We start from the raw sequence: 17,610 nt of genomic DNA, 5'->3' as shown, positions 1-17,610 counted from the left end.
TGCCTCGCGAGGCGAAAAACACAAGACGCATGCAATAGGAGAAAAAACGATATGGATGAACAAACCCAATTAAAGGATTCGATCTTGGCCCAAGCCCACGAAAAAGGGCGTAAACTCTTAGAAGAGGCCAAGGAAACCATCCTAAAAGAAGAGACTGCGCAAGAAGAGCGGTTGATCCAAGATAGACTCAATCAACGCTCCGAGCAGCTCAAGCGGATTCAACGTCAATTGCAACGTGAAACCCAACAAATCGAAAATAAAAAACGCCAATCAACCCTTGTCACCAAGCAACGAGTCTTAAAGGATCTCTTTGCAGATGCTTATGAAGCAATGGCGGCTTGGCCCCTTGAAAAGGAATTGCAGTTTGTAGATGCGATTTTAGACCGCTATCAAGGGCAAGTTGTGACTCTGACCTTTGGGGCGGTGAGTGCTAGCAAATTTGATCTAGCAGCTCTTGAGAAATTAAAGCAAACTCATCAGAATGTGACAGTTGCGGATGCGACGATTCCAGCTCAGGCAGGCTTTGTCTTGTCGGTTGGGAAGATTGATGACAACTATCTCTACCGTGATTTGGTGGATTCCATTTGGGAGCAAGAAAGCTACCAGATGGCAGCCAGCATTTTCACCGATGAAGAGAACTAGGAGGTTGCAATGAGCGAACGGACCTATTCTCAAGTTAATACAGGAATCAGCGTACGTGAGGCTAGTTTTGTCAGTCCCAGTCAGTTCGAGCAGTTGCTTGCAAGTCCCTCTAGTGAGAGCCGAGAAGCCTTGCTACAAGGGACACCTTATGCTTTAGACAGCCACGAGATCAAGGATTTATCAGCCCTTGAAGAGCGCCTGATGGCAGCCTTGTTGGCGGAATACCAATGGGCTTTTGAGGTAACCCCTCAGTCGGATTTAGTTAGCCTCTTCACCTTGAAATACACTTATCACAATCTCAAGGTATATCTGAAAAACAAGGTGACAGAGCGCAAGTTGGGGCATTTATTGATCCCTATCGGACCTTATTCTCTCGATGTGCTCGAGCATTTGGTGGCGACCTTTTCTGCAGAGCATTGTCCGGCCTTTATGGCGGAAGAAGTGGCTGCAACTTGGCAGGAATTCCAAGACTATCAGGACTTGCGGGTCCTCGAAATCGGGATGGACTTAGCTTATTTTAAACACCTGAGATACTTAGGAGACAGCCTAGATCATCCGATTTTGAAGCAGTTGGTAGACGTGACCATTGACTTTTACAATGCGATTACGGTCAAACGGGCCTTGGATCAGCAAAAACCGCATAGTTTTATGCACCAATTGCTCTCGGATGAAGGAAGCCTCAGTGCCCATCAGGTGATCGACCTGCTAGAATCGGGTCAGTGGTTGACCTGGTTTTATCAAGTCAATCCGCTGGACTACGATCTCGCCTTAGAGACTTATGAAGAAAAGATGCGCACCGGTCAACTCAAGACCGTAGAGTTGGAGTATTTAGAAAGTTTGGTGAAATTCAGTCTTCTAGACGCTGGCCGTTTTGAAGTTGATGGACCACTCCCTCTTGTTCGTTATCTTTACGGAAAAGAGTTAGAGGTGACCAACCTTCGTTTGGTCCTCTCTGGTTTGGACAATGGTTTTCCGCTAGCAGAAATCAAAGAAAGGATGAGACCGATTTATGGACAAACAGACCTATAAGATCGCCGTTGTGGGCAATCGGGACGCCATCCTTCCTTTTCGCCTGATTGGCTTTCAAACCTATCCGGTCACAGAGCCGCAAGAAGCGATCAACACCTTGCGAAAACTCAGTCGGGAAAACTTCGGGATTATCTACCTGACAGAGGATATTGCTCAAGCTATTCCAGAAACAGTGGCTTTTTACGACCAGCAGCTGACACCGGCCTTGATTCTTATCCCGACCCATAGAGGGACTACAGGACTGGGCCAACAGCGGATTCGTGATAATGTCGAAAAAGCAGTAGGACAGGATATTTTATGAGAACAAATGAATTTGGCCAAGCGATTGGGGATGCACTGCCGGAGTTTACACCGGGGCGCTTGCCAGCTATTGAGCGGATCGAAGGTCGCTATACCGTGATCGAGCGCCTCTCAAAAGAAAAACATGGAGCAGATCTTTATCAGGTCTACGGGCCGGACTCTCCAGCAGCTATGTGGACCTTTCTGTTCAAAGGTCCTGCCCGCAATGAAGAGGAGTGGGACCGCTTATTAGATGATCTCATGACAGCTCAAGGTCGCTTTTACTATGCGATAGTAGACAAAGATTCAGGCAAGGCTTTGGGGACATTCTCTCTCATGCGGATCGATCAAGCCAACCGAGTGATCGAGGTCGGAGCAGTGACCTACTCACCAGCGCTCCAACAGACTCGCATGGCTACAGAAGCCCAGTATCTATTAGCGCGCTACGTGTTTGAAGATTTAGGCTACCGCCGCTATGAGTGGAAATGCGATGCCTTAAACCAAGCATCTCGCAAAGCAGCTGAGCGCTTAGGGTTCACCTATGAAGGCTGTTTCCGTCAGGCTGTTGTTTATAAAGGTCGTACCCGTGATACAGACTGGTTGTCTATCATTGACCAAGAATGGCCAGCTATCAAACAGCGCTTCGAAGCTTGGTTGGATCCAAGCAATTTCGATGCCAATGGCCAACAAAAGCAATCTCTAAGAGAGATAGCACAAAAGTAAAACAAAGAAACAAAGGATTCCCAGGAGGAATACATGACTCAAGGAAAAATTATCAAAGTTTCCGGTCCCTTGGTGGTTGCATCAGGGATGCAGGAGGCCAATATCCAAGACATTTGCCGGGTCGGCGATCTTGGTTTGATTGGCGAAATTATTGAGATGCGGCGTGACGAAGCCTCTATCCAAGTATATGAAGAAACGTCTGGAGTCGGTCCAGGAGAACCAGTGGTCACAACCGGAGCTCCCCTTTCTGTTGAATTGGGACCAGGTTTGATCTCTCAGATGTTTGACGGGATCCAACGCCCCTTGGAACGCTTCCAAGAAGTGACTGCCAGTGACTTTTTGGTTCGTGGGGTGCAAGTTCCAAATCTAGATCGGGACACCAAATGGGCCTTCGAACCAAGTGTGACAGAAGGGACAGAAGTGGTCGCTGGAGACATCGTCGGTACCGTTCAAGAGACCAATATGGTGGAACACCGCATCATGGTACCCTTTGGTGTCAGTGGACGTGTGACCAAGATCGCAGCAGGTTCTTACACAGTGGAAGAGCCGGTCTATGAGATCGAGCAGGCAGATGGTAGCCTCTTTACTGGGACCCTGATGCAAAAATGGCCCGTTCGTCGAGGCCGTCCCTTTGCACAAAAACTGATTCCAGTAGAGCCTTTGGTCACCGGTCAACGGGTTATCGATACCTTCTTCCCTGTGACTAAGGGTGGAGCTGCAGCTGTTCCGGGTCCTTTCGGAGCTGGGAAAACAGTTGTGCAACACCAGGTGGCCAAGTTTGCCAATGTAGACATCGTAATTTACGTTGGTTGTGGGGAACGTGGAAACGAAATGACGGACGTTCTGAATGAATTTCCAGAATTGATCGATCCGACGACCGGTCAATCCATCATGCAACGGACCGTTTTGATCGCTAATACTTCGAACATGCCGGTGGCGGCGCGGGAAGCTTCCATTTACACAGGGATTACTATTGCCGAATACTTCCGTGATATGGGCTATTCCGTTGCCATCATGGCGGACTCTACTTCGCGTTGGGCAGAAGCTCTCCGTGAAATGTCTGGTCGTCTAGAAGAAATGCCCGGAGATGAAGGTTACCCAGCCTATCTTGGTAGCCGGATCGCCGAATACTACGAGCGTGCAGGTCGGGTCAAGACACTCGGAACCACTGCGCGCGAAGGTTCAATTACCGCTATCGGTGCCGTTTCCCCTCCGGGTGGAGATATTTCAGAGCCGGTGACCCAAAATACCTTGCGGATTGTCAAGGTCTTCTGGGGACTAGATGCTCAATTGGCCCAACGTCGTCACTTCCCAGCCATCAACTGGTTGAGTTCTTATTCGCTTTACCAAGATGAAGTCGGTCGCTATATCGATCTACATGAACAAATCAGCTGGTCTGAAAAAGTGACCCGCGCTATGAACTTGCTTCAAAAGGAAAGTGAATTGCAAGAAATCGTCCGCTTGGTTGGTCTAGATTCCTTGTCTGAAAAAGACCGCTTGACCATGAATGCGGCCAAGATGATCCGTGAAGACTACCTGCAACAAAATGCCTTTGATGAGGTCGATACCTATACCTCTTTCAGCAAGCAGGTGGCCTTGTTGACCAACATTTTGACCTTTGACCAAGAAAGTCAAAAAGCACTAGAATTAGGGGCTTACTTCACAGAAATCATGGAAGGAACCGTGGCTCTTCGAGACCGCATTGCCCGGAGCAAGTTCATCCATGAGGACCAGTTGACCACTATCCAGGCCTTGAAAGAAGAAATCGTAGAAACCCTACACCAAATCGTCGCAAAAGGAGGAGTAGACAATGAGCGTGATTAAAGAATACCGTACTGTCAGCGAAGTTGTTGGCCCCTTGATGATTGTCGATCAGGTCGAAGGGGTTCACTACAATGAACTGGTAGAAATCAAGCTCCATGACGGAACAACCCGTCAGGGACAAGTCCTCGAAGTCCAAGAAGACAAGGCCATGGTCCAGCTCTTTGAAGGGTCTAGCGGGATCAACTTGGAAAAAGCCAAGGTTCGCTTTACCGGACGTCCCTTAGAACTCCCTGTGTCTGAAGACATGGTGGGCCGCATCTTTAACGGGATGGGCAAACCCATCGACGGTGGTCCAGAAATTATCCCAGAGAAATACTTGGACATTGATGGTCAAGCCATCAATCCTGTTTCGCGGGACTATCCAGATGAATTTATCCAGACAGGGATCTCAGCCATTGACCATTTGAATACCTTGGTTCGGGGCCAAAAACTCCCCGTGTTCTCAGGTTCTGGTCTCCCTCACAAGGAGTTGGCAGCTCAGATTGCTCGTCAAGCGACGGTTCTTAATTCCGAAGAAAACTTCGCCGTGGTCTTTGCGGCTATGGGGATTACCTTTGAAGAAGCCGAGTTCTTTATGAACGACCTTCGGGAAACAGGAGCTATTGACCGCTCTGTCCTCTTTATCAACCTAGCTAATGACCCAGCTATCGAGCGGATTGCGACTCCTCGGATCGCCTTGACCGCTGCAGAATATTTGGCCTATGAAAAAGACATGCACGTCTTGGTTATTATGACCGATATGACCAACTACTGTGAAGCTCTTCGGGAAGTATCCGCTGCCCGCCGGGAGGTTCCAGGACGTCGGGGCTATCCAGGTTATCTTTATACTAACCTCTCAACCCTCTACGAACGTGCAGGACGCTTGGTTGGGAAAAAGGGATCGGTGACTCAAATTCCGATCCTCTCCATGCCAGAAGATGACATCACCCACCCTATCCCTGACTTGACAGGCTACATCACAGAAGGACAAATTATCTTATCCCGCGATCTCTACAATAGTGGTTACCGCCCACCGATCAATGTTCTTCCATCCCTTTCTCGTTTGAAGGATAAGGGTTCTGGTGAAGGTAAGACTCGGGAAGACCATGCGGCGACCATGAACCAGCTCTTTGCGGCCTATGCCCAAGGAAAACAAGCCAAAGAACTGGCTGTAGTGCTTGGGGAGTCTGCCTTGTCAGATACCGACAAGCTTTATGTCAAATTTACCGACCGCTTTGAGCAAGAATACATCAACCAAGGCTTCACCACCAATCGGACGATTGAGGAAAGTTTGGATCTCGGTTGGGAACTCTTATCCATCCTTCCACGAACAGAGCTTAAACGGATCAAGGATGAGATGATTGACAAGTATCTGCCAAACAAAGAGGACTAGCCTATGGCACGATTAAATGTAAAACCAACTCGGATGGAGCTTAATATTCTCAAAGAGCGCCTCAAGACAGCAACCCGGGGGCACAAGTTGCTTAAGGATAAGCGGGATGAACTCATGCGCCGCTTTATTGAAGCTGTGCGTGAGAATAATCGTCTGCGCCAAAAGGTGGAGGCAGCGCTGGTGGGCAATATGCAAGATTTCGTGATGGCCAAGTCCTTAGAGAGTGACCTCATGGTGGAAGAAATCTTTGCCGTTCCTACGCGAGAAGTGATGCTCCACATCGAGGAAGAAAATGTCATGAGTGTGCGCGTGCCCAAGCTCCATGCCCGTATCGATAATCCATACGGAGATGATGAAGGGGACGTGGTTTATAGCTACCTCGCCTCCAACAGTCAAATGGATAGCACCATCCAAGAAATGGGGGATCTACTCCCAGATTTGCTCAAGTTAGCGGAAATTGAAAAAAGCTGCCAACTCATGGCAGATGAAATCGAGAAAACCCGCCGTCGAGTGAACGGACTTGAGTATGCGACCATCCCAGACCTCAAAGAGACCATCTACTATATCGAAATGAAACTCGAAGAAGCCGAACGCGCCAACCTCGTCAGAATCATGAAGGTGAAGTGAGATACATCAAGATACAAAGCCGTTAAGCAACTCAAAGGAAAATAGGGAGCAGGACAGAAGCACTGTTGTATAGAATGCTTCGTTGTCCAATCAGCTACTGTGTCTTTGAAGTTAGTACTATTACAGTTTGCGTTTTTCACCCAGCATTTAGGGCGTGTTCAATGCATAAGATACAAAGAGTTGTAGGCGTGTTCAATTGCTTTAAAAATACAAGAACCTCATCGAGGAACCGCTCCTTGATGAGGCTTTTTATGCGCCCTCGCACTCTTTTCTAGCACCTTATTTTCATGTTACTAGTTTGTAACAATGTGACAAGAAAGACGAAATGTTACAAGAAAAATACAGTTTTGTTAAATAGCCAAAAAGGCCTTTTATTATTTTTAAATTGTGATAAGATAGTATAGTAGTTAATTTGTCCAAGAAAATCTTGAGCAAAAAAACAAAGAAAAAAGAGGATAAAAGATGAAATTAAAAGTTAATACGAAAGCCTTGATCGCTTCAACAGTAGCTCTTGCAGTGATTCCATTTACAAAAGCCACTGCAGAAACACTTGAAGATTGGGTAGCTCGCTCAGTAGATGAAATCAAACATGATATCCAACAAAGCGGTGACAACCAACAAACTTATACCATCAAATATGGTGATACATTGAGTTCGATCGCAGAAGCGCTTGGAATCGATGTTCATGTGTTGGCAAACTTGAACAACATCAGCAACATGGATTTGATCTACCCAGGTACTGTTTTGAAAACAACAGTAAATGATCAAAAAGAAGTAACTTCAGTTGAAATCCAAACTCCTCAAGCAGGTGCGACAGATGCAACCGTTGCAAGTGCTGACTTGACAACAAACCAAGTGACAGTTGATGACCAAACAGTCGCTGTCAACGATTTGTCTAAACCAGTAAACGAAGATAACAAAGCTGTTCCAGTAGCTCCAGCAGCGGAAACTCAAGCAGCCCCAGCGGAAGCTCCTGTAGTTGAAGTACCAGCAGCAGAAACACCAGCACAACCAGCTGTTCCAGAAACACCAAACTACGGTGCTCCAGCTGTCAATGTTGAAGTACAAAATCAAGAAGTAGCGCCAGCTGCTGCTCCTGAAGCTCCAGCTGCTCCTCAATCTGCTCCAGTAGCAGAAGAAGCTCCAGCAGCACAACCAGCAGCAGAAACGACTGCAGCACCTGAAGTGCAACCAGTAGCATCAACTCCAACAACTGGTAATGCTATTCCAACTGATCCAAATCTTCAACCTCAAGCGGAAGCTTTCCGTCAAGAAATTGCAGCGAAATTCGGTATCACAAACATCGGTGGTTACCGTGAAGGGGATCCAGAAGACCATGGTAAAGGACTTGCAGTAGACGTGATGGTTCCAACAAATTCAGAGCTTGGAGATCAAGTTGCACAGTATGCGATTGACAACATGGACCGTGCAGGTATCTCATATATTATCTGGAAACAACAATTCTACATGCCAGTAAATAACATTTACGGACCAGCTAATACATGGAACCAAATGCCAGACCGTGGTGGAGATACAGCAAACCACAACGACCACGTACATATCTCATTTAACGGATAATAAAACTTTGAACTAGGACAAGTGCCTAGTTCTTTTTTTGTATGCACAAAAAAGGCCGGAAGACGAATCTTCCAGCCAGACGATGGTTATAAGATATGATCAACTTTTTCCACCTGATAAAGGGCAATGGCCATGATAATGGTTAAGACCAGTAGCATAAGAATGGCAGGTGTCCAAGAGTGGAAGAGAGATTTACTGTAGCCGAAGAGGATGGGACCAAAAGCAGCAAAGACGTAGCCTCCTGTTTGGGCAAGTCCAGAAAGTTGAGCTGTTTTTTCAGGTGTGCTGGATTTCATGGAGAAAGCAACCATGAGGTAAGGGAAGAGCGAACTAACGGAACTTCCAATTAGGGCATTTAATACCAACCAGTAGAAGAAGTTGCTAGTCGGGATTAAGAGCATGGCTACCCCCAGAATCCCTGCTCCGACAACAATCGTCAGCATCAAGCGTCGATTACGATCGGATAACCGTGTCGTTAAACTTGGGATCGTCAAGGAGAATGGGAGACTGATCAGGGTGAACACGGAGGCCAGTAGTCCAGATTCAACCTTTGAAAGGCCAGCTTGAACAGCCATGGTCGGAAGCCAGGTCATACTTGTGTAGAAAAGCAGTGACTGCAAGCCTCCAAAAATCATGATAGCCCAGACATATTTATTGGTATACCACTTGCTACTAGATTCTGTAGTAGCCGTCTTTTTTAGATGGTGGTTGTAGCGAAGGTTAGGAATCCAGATGACCAAGGCAAGAGCACACAAGGCTGTCAAGATGTTGACCAAACCTTGCCAAGAAGTGGCTTTGGTGATCGGAACAGCGACAGAAGAGGCGATCGCTGTGGACATCCCCATAGAAGTGATGTACAAAGTGGTCAGAATGCCTAGTTGGCGGGGTCTGTTCGCCTGAATCAGGCTTGGAAGCAACACATTGAGAAAGGCGATGCCAGCTCCAATCAAGATGGTTCCCAGATAGAGGAAGGGGAGGTTGATAATCCGAATGGCAGATCCGATCGTAATCGCGATCAAAACTAGGAAAAAGAGGCGCTCAATCCCCAACTTTTTAGCAAATTGAATCGCAAAAGGTGAGAAAATGGCAAACGTGAGAAGTGGTAAGCTAGTCAATAGTCCCAGAGAGCTCACATCTACCCCCAAACCAGCAGCGATGTCAGACAAGACCGTCGGAAGCGTAGTAAATGGTGTTCGTAAAACAATCCCAAGCATAATGATGCCCGGGATGAATAGCGTAGAATGTGTTTTTTTCATAAATCCTCCTCAGACAAAAATTCCCTTCATTATAACATAGATCGAGCATAAATTGGAGTATTTGTACAAATGAAGGAGAAGGACCGTAGTTCTCACTCCCATAGAAAAAGCCACCGGTTTTGGTGGCTCTTATAGGGAGATTATTATGAAAAAGTTTAGGATTTTCTATCAAACAAAGTTAGGAGGTCTTTATTTGATGGTTTTATTATAAGGCGGTTTGCTTAAAGAAATCTTAAGAAAAGGCGCTGTGTATGAGAATCGGTCTTAAGTCCGATAAAATGTATTAGCTAGCATCACAAATAAGCTGTGTTTTTATTTATAATAACTTTTTCTTTTTAAAGTACGTAGTTTCCGCTCTGCTTAAACTGCATCAATGTACCTAAACTCGCTGATGCTCGTAACGGTACGTAGAAAAAAGCCACCGGTTTTGGTGGCTCTTATAGGGAGATTATTATGAAAAAGTTTAGGATTTTCTATCAAACAAAGTTAGGAGGTCTTCATTTGATGGTTTTATTATAAGGCTTATTTCTTAAAGAAAACTTAAGAAAAGACGCTGTTTATAAGAATCGGTCTTAGGTCTGATATTTTTTTACAACAGAAACTATTTAGATTTTTTTCTAAATAGAGTTGACAAACCCATCCGAAAGTACTAGAATCTATTTAGAAAGATATCTAAATAGATTAGAGGAGATAGAGAATGAATTTTGCGCAAACATTTAAAGCTTTATCGAATCCGATAAGAAGAAGTATCTTAGAACTGCTAAAGGCGGGGAAGTTATCCGCTGGCGATATCGCTGGCCACTTTGATGTAGCAGGAGCGACCATTTCCCATCATTTAAGCATACTCAAGCAGGCAGATTTAATTCGAGAGGAAAAAGAGAAGAATTTTATCTACTATGAACTCAATACTTCAGTCTTGGAGGATTTAATGGTCTGGCTCGTTGATTTGAAAGGAGACTCTACTGATGAAAACGAATAAAAAACTATTGCTATTAACTTCTATGGTGATCCTTTTCCCCATGCTTTGGGGGCTGATGATTTGGTCGCAATTGCCTAACCAAATCCCGATTCACTTCAATTTTGCTGGCCAGGACAATAACTTCCAATCGAAACCCCTGGTTGTGTTTGGTCTTCCTATTTTCGATCTCATGGTGCATCTGTTTATGATCTTTATGATCGGTCGCGATTCTAAGAATAGCGCTATGAATGAAAAAATGATCAGAGCGATTTACTGGTTGACCCCAATCGTTTCCTTAAGTACCTCCTATCTCATCTATAGCAAGGCGTTAGGATCTACTACCAATCCATCAGTTTTTGTTTCAGTTTTGCTGGGTCTTATCTTTGTGATCATGGGCAATTACATGCCTAAGTTGAAAGTGAACCACACGGTTGGGATCCGCCTTCCTTGGACCTTACAGAGCGAAGATAACTGGCACAAAACCCATCGCTTGGCAGGGAAATTGTGGGTCCTCGGAGGTTTGATCCTCCTACTTGAAGCAGGCCTTCAATTCGCGCTGTCTTATGTACTGGTGCTGGTCATCCTCACCATTGTCCTTATCCCTGTGATGTACTCTTATCAGTTAAGTCGGAGAAATCGTTAGTATGAAAAATGTAAAAACCAGTGGGAATCCGTGTTAGGGTAACTTCTACTGGTTTTTATAGTGCTTGATTTCATCGCTTTCTTAGCCAAAACAAATTGAAAAAAGAGCGTACCAAATTCCTTCATCTGAAAAGCGTATCAGATGAAGTTTCGCTATGAAAGACGTAGTCCAGATAACAGCATGATGGAATCCTTTTTTGGCATTTTGAAATCAGAAATGTTTTATGGTTATGAGAATACGTTTCAGTCACTTGAGCACTTGGAACAAGCTATTGTAGACTATATTGATTATTAGAACAACAAACGAATTAAGGAAAAACTAAAATGATTTAGTCCTGTGAAATACGGAACTAAATCATTTGGATAGCCTATTTGCCTAACTTTTTTGGGGTCAGTACAATCTGGTTGCTAGGGCTTTATTATGCTATATCTTACTAGGGATGATGATCTTTTTCAGGATTGCTCATAATCTTTGTAAATATTTCTTTATATTTATATTTCAGATATTTTTCGTGTAGAATGAACAAAGCTACGTAAACAATCATAAAAACAATAGATAAATACAGTATATCAAATGTACTATGTCCAAAATAAGTTGCGGACTCATAAGATCCAATAGCTCCTAAAACCAACCAAGGAATATACTTGTAATACTTAGTTACCATAACACAGTCCCTCCTTTAATTAAACTAATGAGAATATCTAAAACTAAAAGTCATACCTGTACGTGTAGGATTATAAGGATCTAAGGTCATCAAAGTGCTAAATTCTCAAACCAACTTCTACCGCCAATAAACGTGGAAGTTAATTTGTCAAAACAATGCTATTAAAAAATAAAAGGGAAAACTTTTTTTGTTAAATAAGGTTATCGTTACTATTAACCAAATATAGTTTTTAGCCAATCAACTATAAGTGGTCTAAGTAATGGGATTATGAATAGACCTACAATGATACCTAAAATAAATATTAGAAACATTTTTTTGAAGCTTCTTTTGTTCATCTTATCTCTTTTCAATTAATGGAATCCCCACCATCGCCAAATATCTAACAAGTTGAAGAGTGGGAGCGATGCTACAAAAAATAAATAAATAGTGATTTTTTTCACGTTTTTCACCTCTTTCTTTAATATATATGATATACTAAACATATATCGAAATGTAAAAATGTCACATATATACACATAATTAGAGGTGAGTTGTTATGCGTTGGGATTACGGTACGATCTATAAAAAAATACGGAAATCAAAACATATTAGCCAGGAGGAAGTTTGTCAGGGTTACATTTCAAGAGCGCACTTATCGCGTATTGAATCGAACCAAGTGTTACCGAGTTTTGAGTCGATGGAGCATCTTCTAAAGCAAGTTGGCTTAGATTTCGAAGAATTTCGATATATATGCCATTCCTACCACCACTCCGATAGGGAAGAAATTATCTTATTAGCAGAAGATAACAATGCCTACCAATCAAATGATAAATTATTGGAACTGAAGAATAAGAGTGTAGCTTATTTAAAAAAACATCCTAATGATATTCCTGTGTTAAATATACTAAAGAGAGTAGAGGTCATTCTTTGTTTAAGAGAATCTGGTCCAGATGAGAAGGTAAGAACGATGGCCACGGAAGCTTGGAACGAAATCAAAAATCAGGATGTCTGGTATCATAGTGACCTTAAATTAATTGTCGTTATTTTATTTACACTTCCACTAGAAACAGTGATTTCTATCTGTGATGAAGTGATAGATAGACTCAATGATTACTCTGATTATACAGAGATTCTTCCCACCAAGTATAAATTACTCTCTAATTTAGCTAGTATTTTTCTGTGGAATGGTTTGATGGAGAAGTGTACGAGTATCAGTTATCTATTGTTAGATACGGCCAAAAAAAGTAAGCGATATGATTTTCTAGGAAATGCTAAAGTGACACTTGGAATTTGTTTAACGGATAAAAAGTTGGTCGATGAAGGATTGCAACTACTCGAATTAACAGATGAACAAACACTATTGGAAGCATGTCAATCCGATGTGAATCGTTTTTTCAAGGAATGAGTTTCTAAATGGATTAAGTCATAAAACGGTTTGAAGATATAATCGACATATTGTTGTATCTATGCTCAATGGTTATTGGGTAAGGGATGGCAACCTACACATTATCCCGTTAGATCAGCTAGTTAAGCAATATTTGAAAAAATGATCATTTAATTTAACAAATAATAATTTTGAATTGCACCTCAAATGTTAGAGTTCATCTAATATTTGAGGTGTTTTTAATATGAAATACAATTATTTTCAATTATCAAATAAAGAGATTTCCGTTCAGAAGACTTTGATAGCATAGTTTGAACCACTAAATACTGAGGAAAATATTTTGAGTTCATTTATCTAAGTATAAAATGTGTATATAAGAGACAATTTGACATTTGCTTTTTTATTTTGTGTATTATTATTCTAGAAAGAAAAAATAGATTTCAATTTTAAAATCGTTCGTTATCTTTTTATTGTAGATAAATAGGTAATGAAGTAATGCTATAGAAAGGAAAAGTGATTCCATTGAGCTATATAATAAATATGATGGTTTTAAAAAGAAAAAGCTTGATCTAGTTTGGAAAGGATAATGAAAAATGTTCAAATGTTCTAAAATATTAGGTACATTCACAACTGTACTAAGTTGCATTTTATTAGCAGGTAATGTAGTCGCATCAACAAAAACCGAGTCTATTGCATCAGATACAGGTATTATTGATGGAGGAGTCGATTTAAATACTCAGCCAAATGAGGCACCAAAATATTCTGAACGAGCTCCAAGACCGCGACAAAAAGAATTGCCTATAAAATTTCAAACTCAAATTAATGACTATTATTGTGGACCTGCTTCAGCCTCTATGATTGTGACGTCTTTAGGACGGCCACGTTCACAACAACAAATGGCGACACTACTGGGTACTACCGCAAATGGGACAAACGCGGGGAATAATGTATCAAATGCATTAAATACCGTCATGAAAGGAAGTCGATATAAATTCAACTGGGTTTGGCATAAGTATTCAGATATAAATACAATAAAAGATCATATTACTCATGCTATTAGCTATGGAAACCCTGTCATGGTTAATACCATGGAAAGCCCTGGTGATTGCTACTTAGCAGGTCATAATATTGGTACAACACTTTATCATTATGGTATTGTTGCGGATTACTTTGATTATGGAAATACTGTGACATATGTTGATCCAGGATATGGAAGATATAATGGTTTTCGTATGAATCAGCGTGTTTCTATTAAAGATATGAGTTATGCTACGGGTGGTCGTGGATATGCTTGGTAGATTATAAGTCAGGAGGTATAGGCTGATGAAGACAAAAGATCATGACAAACAAAAATTTTTAAGTTTTATCATCGTTGGTATTATCATTCTCTTATCAGCCTGCACTCTTGTAGGACCACAAAAAAAATCTCCTTCCGGTAGTACCAATGTGTCTAGGAAAATAGGATTCGAGGAAAGAAAGGCAGAAGATTTATTAAAAAATTCTATTTCTATCCCTTATCCAGATGGGAAAATCTTTACACCTACCGTACTGTCAAATGATAGGATTGCTTATGGCGAGGCTGTTGACCAAGGACATGAAGATCAGAATTATCTTGCCAGTATGAATTTACATACCCAGGAATTTCAAAAGATAAAAGATGTTGAAAAGACATCTAATCTGACTCATGTAGCTGTTAGCTATGTAGATCATGATATTGTTGTTTTTGAAGAGTATGATCAACTCAATCAGACAGGGATTTACTATCTTTGGAAGATAAAAGACAAATCTTTAACGACACTGATCGATAGGAGACCTATTGGAACAGTTCCAGTTACTCAAGTAGCTCGATCCAACCAGAAACTCTTTATAAATTATGAAGTAGGCGATAGCCTATATCAAATTGAAGAATTTGACCTTGAAACAGGGGCTCATCAGACGATTGAATCAGAAAATAGCGGTTTTCCGACTGTCTTTAAAGATCACTTGTATTATGTACAAATTGATAACACAGCTTTAACCACAAAAATTGTAGCCTACTCCTTAAGTGATGGGCAGAAAAAGGTTATAGATCAAACAAAGGATGATCAACGCTATTATGTCGATTTATTGACGAATGGGCACAATCTCCTTTACTTGGTTGCAAATAATAAGGATGCTTCATTTACCTTTGAAAATAAAAACCACAAGAAGATATTTTCTACTTCACAGGCAGAAACCTCCATATATCGCAATATTTATCTCACATATATGGGAGAAAGAAGAAGTGAAGAGCGCGTTAAATCTCAATATTATTTGTGGGATTTAAAGAATCGGATTCATTATTTATATGATCATGGCCCCATTTTACTATCGGATAAAGGGATTCTATGGATTCAATTCAAAAAGAAAGATAGTGAGATTCCAAAAGGTGAAATCTATCGAAATGAAAACTCCGTAATGCGCTATCAAGAATGGTAGAAAGGAGAAAAATCATGAGAAAAGTTCATTTATTCCTTGTACTTCTGACTTTGCTTGGTTTATCTGGCTGTACAGCGACACAAAAAGAAAGCCAAACAAGTCCTTCCAGCTCTCGTAAGGTCACATCCTCTTCATCAACAACAGTTAGTGTAAAAACAAAGGAGCGTACAGAACCTAATCCTCCAATGCCAGCAGAGGTAGCAGAGCGATTAAAAATCAAGGAAGACGTCGCAGAAGTTGGAACTCAGCAAACTTTGCCATCTTCAAAACAGGAACAAGCTTCAATGAAAGAGAATACGCAACCTTCTCAATCGCCCGAGCAAGAATCATCTAGTAAAGTGAATCAAGGGATCCGAAAACTATTGCCTATTCCTCTAAAGCTTCAAGAAGAATGGTATTTCTGTGCACCGGCGACAGTCCATATGATGCTGGCTAGTCGAGGGGTTAGCGTCTCTCAACATCAATTGGCTAAGGAAATGGGGACTTATAATCCCTATGGGACTCATAATCGAGATGCCATTCGCGTCTTGAATCAGAATCTATTTGGCTATCCGGAACCAAGTGGAAATCAAGCAGGCTATCGATTGGTTACTGTAACAGATGCTCGTCCAGATTCGGAAGATATCCGTCTCTTTAAAGAACGCGTACGCAAAGATATTGATGATGGGTATCCTCTCTATTACACCTTTAATGTAGCTCAAATCTATCCTGGAAAAAGTGGGGAACATAATGTGATCGGAGTTGGCTATGAATTGACAGCAGATGGTAAGGACATCTCAGCAATCTATTATCTAGACCCCGATACACATGTACAGGATCCAACCTATGGAGGCTTGAAGAAACTGACACCAGAGGAGTTATTAGCAGCCATGGTTACATGCGGTGAGAAAAATTATGCTTGGTGAGAAAGTGAGTCGTGAAATGGATAGGAGGGATAACCTATGAAACGCTCTTATCTTTTTGGGATTTTATTTCTATTCTTCCTTTTGCTTTCTTGTTCTAAGGTCCAAACACCAATGTTTCAAGTTGATCCAGAATCGAATCTTTACTTGGTCACCTCAAAAAGTATTCAATCATATACTAAGAAAGAGAATAAGCTCGAGTTACATCGAGTAGAAAAAATTGATGTAGCAACGTATGTTAATCTCTGGAATTCGTGATACAGATACTTTTGAGAAGGTGGCAGGAAACCAATTGTTGTCAATCGATTTGCACACTGGAGAAAGGAAATTATTTACCTTACCCAATCCTTATCCTAATATGCTTTATCCAAGTCCAGATAATCATTACCTTGTCGTCAAGCACGAGGTAGAAGGAAAGAATATTCTATCTGTTCTTGATTTACAAAATGAAACTATAAAAGCCATTGTGTTGGATGACAATTCAGGTGAAACACCAGAAGAAATAAATTCTCTTACAATTTCAAATGAAAATATGTTGTATCTAGCTACTGGTCGACATTTATTACAATATAGTCTCAAGGATGCTAAGTTGATTGAGAAACAGAAATTAAAATTGGGAAAAGATGATTTTCCAATCGGATTAAGAATCGTAGAAAAAGACTTAGGGTCAAATAAATAATAAACAGCACCCCAAATGATAGATTATAACATCTATCTTTTGGGGTGTTTTGTTATGAAAATGAATATGTAGTAGAATGAAAATCTGTGCTATTACCCTATTCTTCATTGACTAATTTTTAGGCTTACCACTTGATCAGCTTGTATCCAAATGGTTGGATTATGTGTTGCAATAATGATCAGACGTTCCTTATTTTTTAATGTTAGGAGCAAGTCCATAATCTCCTGTGAGGTCTCAGGATCAAGAGTGGCAGTTAATTCATCTGCCAAAATTAGAGGAGGATCTTTTAAAATGATCTTTGCCAAGGCTACACGTTGTGCTTCTCCCCCAGATAGCTCTTCTAATATTTTCTTCTTTTAAATTATTCATGGATCAATTATAGAATAAAGTACTATATAACTTTTTGGTAAGAAATATAAACCATTTGGTACAAATAGATAAGTCCAAAATAGAAAAATCATCTATAATACTCTAAAATACACCTATTCGGTAAAATAGGTGTATATGATGTCATTTGTAACCAAATTCTTTGAGAGCTTTCTTATAGGCACTGCTACCCTTTAAGTAGTAGTCGTGTTTCATTCCACTAATATCAACAGAAAAGACCCCATCTT

At 41.5% G+C, this 17,610-nt stretch carries 17 protein-coding genes and 2 pseudogenes; 16 read left to right on the top strand and 3 right to left on the bottom strand.

Features of this window, described 5'->3' with window-relative positions; translation table 11 throughout:
* Positions 1 to 51: 51 nt before the first annotated feature.
* From HMPREF2918_RS04165 to HMPREF2918_RS04130, 8 genes are all read left to right on the top strand, one after another.
* Positions 52 to 642 carry a V-type ATP synthase subunit E family protein gene (locus tag HMPREF2918_RS04165; RefSeq protein ID WP_070594662.1) on the top strand — a complete coding sequence of 197 codons (591 nt, stop codon included), beginning with the start codon at positions 52 to 54 and terminating at the stop codon, positions 640 to 642.
* A gap of 9 nt (positions 643 to 651) precedes the next feature.
* Entirely contained in the window at positions 652 to 1,671 is a 1,020-nt protein-coding gene (locus HMPREF2918_RS04160; protein WP_070594661.1) for a V-type ATPase subunit, read from the top strand.
* Positions 1,652 to 1,972, top strand: a complete 321-nt coding sequence (locus tag HMPREF2918_RS04155) for a V-type ATP synthase subunit F (protein ID WP_031572747.1) — start codon at positions 1,652 to 1,654, stop codon at positions 1,970 to 1,972. Before HMPREF2918_RS04160 ends, HMPREF2918_RS04155 begins: the two co-directional genes overlap by 20 nt.
* Positions 1,969 to 2,673: a GNAT family N-acetyltransferase gene (locus HMPREF2918_RS04150; protein ID WP_070594660.1), complete on the top strand. Its 705-nt coding sequence runs from the start codon at positions 1,969 to 1,971 to the stop codon at positions 2,671 to 2,673. Before HMPREF2918_RS04155 ends, HMPREF2918_RS04150 begins: the two co-directional genes overlap by 4 nt.
* Positions 2,674 to 2,706: 33 nt before the next feature.
* On the top strand, positions 2,707 to 4,497 hold the full coding sequence (locus HMPREF2918_RS04145; RefSeq protein WP_070594659.1) for a V-type ATP synthase subunit A: 1,791 nt from the start codon (positions 2,707 to 2,709) through the stop codon (positions 4,495 to 4,497).
* Positions 4,484 to 5,869, top strand: coding sequence for a V-type ATP synthase subunit B (locus HMPREF2918_RS04140; RefSeq protein WP_003002370.1), 1,386 nt, complete (start codon positions 4,484 to 4,486; stop codon positions 5,867 to 5,869). The genes HMPREF2918_RS04145 and HMPREF2918_RS04140 overlap by 14 nt, the downstream gene beginning before the upstream one ends.
* A gap of 3 nt (positions 5,870 to 5,872) precedes the next feature.
* Positions 5,873 to 6,496 carry a V-type ATP synthase subunit D gene (locus HMPREF2918_RS04135; RefSeq protein WP_003002380.1) on the top strand — a complete coding sequence of 208 codons (624 nt, stop codon included), beginning with the start codon at positions 5,873 to 5,875 and terminating at the stop codon, positions 6,494 to 6,496.
* A gap of 462 nt (positions 6,497 to 6,958) precedes the next feature.
* Complete coding sequence (locus HMPREF2918_RS04130) at positions 6,959 to 8,074, top strand: M23 family metallopeptidase (protein ID WP_070594658.1); 1,116 nt, start codon at positions 6,959 to 6,961, stop codon at positions 8,072 to 8,074.
* A gap of 86 nt (positions 8,075 to 8,160) precedes the next feature.
* On the opposite strand, the gene HMPREF2918_RS04125 is transcribed toward HMPREF2918_RS04130, so the two are convergent.
* The gene (locus HMPREF2918_RS04125; RefSeq protein ID WP_070594657.1) at positions 8,161 to 9,330 is read right to left on the bottom strand and encodes a CynX/NimT family MFS transporter; all 1,170 of its coding nucleotides are present in this window, start codon (positions 9,328 to 9,330) and stop codon (positions 8,161 to 8,163) included.
* Positions 9,331 to 10,027: 697 nt separating this feature from the next.
* Here HMPREF2918_RS04125 and HMPREF2918_RS04120 point away from each other — a divergent pair.
* The 3 genes and pseudogenes from HMPREF2918_RS04120 to HMPREF2918_RS04110 form a co-directional block, all read left to right on the top strand.
* The gene (locus tag HMPREF2918_RS04120) at positions 10,028 to 10,309 is read left to right on the top strand and encodes an autorepressor SdpR family transcription factor (RefSeq protein WP_061564603.1); all 282 of its coding nucleotides are present in this window, start codon (positions 10,028 to 10,030) and stop codon (positions 10,307 to 10,309) included.
* Positions 10,296 to 10,931 carry an SdpI family protein gene (locus HMPREF2918_RS04115; protein ID WP_070594656.1) on the top strand — a complete coding sequence of 212 codons (636 nt, stop codon included), beginning with the start codon at positions 10,296 to 10,298 and terminating at the stop codon, positions 10,929 to 10,931. Before HMPREF2918_RS04120 ends, HMPREF2918_RS04115 begins: the two co-directional genes overlap by 14 nt.
* A 162-nt stretch (positions 10,932 to 11,093) precedes the next feature.
* Positions 11,094 to 11,258: pseudogene (locus tag HMPREF2918_RS04110) on the top strand (IS3 family transposase); the annotation flags it as partial.
* Positions 11,259 to 11,364: 106 nt separating this feature from the next.
* On the opposite strand, the gene HMPREF2918_RS04105 reads toward HMPREF2918_RS04110, so the two are convergent.
* On the bottom strand, positions 11,365 to 11,595 hold the full coding sequence (locus HMPREF2918_RS04105) for a hypothetical protein (RefSeq protein WP_070594655.1): 231 nt from the start codon (positions 11,593 to 11,595) through the stop codon (positions 11,365 to 11,367).
* A gap of 535 nt (positions 11,596 to 12,130) precedes the next feature.
* Between HMPREF2918_RS04105 and HMPREF2918_RS04100 the strand changes: the two genes are divergently transcribed.
* The 5 genes from HMPREF2918_RS04100 to HMPREF2918_RS04080 all read left to right on the top strand — a co-directional run bounded on the left by HMPREF2918_RS04100 (position 12,131) and on the right by HMPREF2918_RS04080 (position 16,996).
* Positions 12,131 to 12,979 carry a helix-turn-helix domain-containing protein gene (locus HMPREF2918_RS04100; RefSeq protein WP_070594654.1) on the top strand — a complete coding sequence of 283 codons (849 nt, stop codon included), beginning with the start codon at positions 12,131 to 12,133 and terminating at the stop codon, positions 12,977 to 12,979.
* A gap of 572 nt (positions 12,980 to 13,551) precedes the next feature.
* Complete coding sequence (locus tag HMPREF2918_RS04095) at positions 13,552 to 14,256, top strand: C39 family peptidase (RefSeq protein WP_023919417.1); 705 nt, start codon at positions 13,552 to 13,554, stop codon at positions 14,254 to 14,256.
* A gap of 25 nt (positions 14,257 to 14,281) precedes the next feature.
* Entirely contained in the window at positions 14,282 to 15,415 is a 1,134-nt protein-coding gene (locus HMPREF2918_RS04090) for a hypothetical protein (RefSeq protein ID WP_070594653.1), read from the top strand.
* A gap of 14 nt (positions 15,416 to 15,429) precedes the next feature.
* Positions 15,430 to 16,320 carry a C39 family peptidase gene (locus HMPREF2918_RS04085; RefSeq protein ID WP_070594652.1) on the top strand — a complete coding sequence of 297 codons (891 nt, stop codon included), beginning with the start codon at positions 15,430 to 15,432 and terminating at the stop codon, positions 16,318 to 16,320.
* A 232-nt stretch (positions 16,321 to 16,552) separates the two neighbouring features.
* Positions 16,553 to 16,996, top strand: coding sequence for a hypothetical protein (locus tag HMPREF2918_RS04080; RefSeq protein WP_241672903.1), 444 nt, complete (start codon positions 16,553 to 16,555; stop codon positions 16,994 to 16,996).
* Positions 16,997 to 17,100: 104 nt separating this feature from the next.
* Here the strand turns inward: HMPREF2918_RS04080 and HMPREF2918_RS04075 are convergent.
* A pseudogene (locus tag HMPREF2918_RS04075) lies at positions 17,101 to 17,334 on the bottom strand (ATP-binding cassette domain-containing protein); the annotation flags it as partial.
* Between the last annotated feature and the right edge of the window lie 276 nt (positions 17,335 to 17,610).

The organism is Streptococcus sp. HMSC065C01 (assembly GCF_001813525.1).
Lineage (GTDB): Bacteria > Bacillota > Bacilli > Lactobacillales > Streptococcaceae > Streptococcus > Streptococcus parasanguinis_V.
The sequence above is the reverse complement of the archived record's forward strand: the minus strand, read 5'-3'. Positions and strand labels throughout refer to the sequence as shown.

Coding starts and splice junctions, on each gene's coding strand:
- HMPREF2918_RS04165 (WP_070594662.1), top strand. CDS start 52: ATGGATGAACAAACCCAATTAAAGGATTCGATCTTGGCCCAAGCCCAC.
- HMPREF2918_RS04160 (WP_070594661.1), top strand. CDS start 652: ATGAGCGAACGGACCTATTCTCAAGTTAATACAGGAATCAGCGTACGT.
- HMPREF2918_RS04155 (WP_031572747.1), top strand. CDS start 1,652: ATGGACAAACAGACCTATAAGATCGCCGTTGTGGGCAATCGGGACGCC.
- HMPREF2918_RS04150 (WP_070594660.1), top strand. CDS start 1,969: ATGAGAACAAATGAATTTGGCCAAGCGATTGGGGATGCACTGCCGGAG.
- HMPREF2918_RS04145 (WP_070594659.1), top strand. CDS start 2,707: ATGACTCAAGGAAAAATTATCAAAGTTTCCGGTCCCTTGGTGGTTGCA.
- HMPREF2918_RS04140 (WP_003002370.1), top strand. CDS start 4,484: ATGAGCGTGATTAAAGAATACCGTACTGTCAGCGAAGTTGTTGGCCCC.
- HMPREF2918_RS04135 (WP_003002380.1), top strand. CDS start 5,873: ATGGCACGATTAAATGTAAAACCAACTCGGATGGAGCTTAATATTCTC.
- HMPREF2918_RS04130 (WP_070594658.1), top strand. CDS start 6,959: ATGAAATTAAAAGTTAATACGAAAGCCTTGATCGCTTCAACAGTAGCT.
- HMPREF2918_RS04125 (WP_070594657.1), bottom strand. CDS start 9,330: ATGAAAAAAACACATTCTACGCTATTCATCCCGGGCATCATTATGCTT.
- HMPREF2918_RS04120 (WP_061564603.1), top strand. CDS start 10,028: ATGAATTTTGCGCAAACATTTAAAGCTTTATCGAATCCGATAAGAAGA.
- HMPREF2918_RS04115 (WP_070594656.1), top strand. CDS start 10,296: ATGAAAACGAATAAAAAACTATTGCTATTAACTTCTATGGTGATCCTT.
- HMPREF2918_RS04105 (WP_070594655.1), bottom strand. CDS start 11,595: ATGGTAACTAAGTATTACAAGTATATTCCTTGGTTGGTTTTAGGAGCT.
- HMPREF2918_RS04100 (WP_070594654.1), top strand. CDS start 12,131: ATGCGTTGGGATTACGGTACGATCTATAAAAAAATACGGAAATCAAAA.
- HMPREF2918_RS04095 (WP_023919417.1), top strand. CDS start 13,552: ATGTTCAAATGTTCTAAAATATTAGGTACATTCACAACTGTACTAAGT.
- HMPREF2918_RS04090 (WP_070594653.1), top strand. CDS start 14,282: ATGAAGACAAAAGATCATGACAAACAAAAATTTTTAAGTTTTATCATC.
- HMPREF2918_RS04085 (WP_070594652.1), top strand. CDS start 15,430: ATGAGAAAAGTTCATTTATTCCTTGTACTTCTGACTTTGCTTGGTTTA.
- HMPREF2918_RS04080 (WP_241672903.1), top strand. CDS start 16,553: ATGTTAATCTCTGGAATTCGTGATACAGATACTTTTGAGAAGGTGGCA.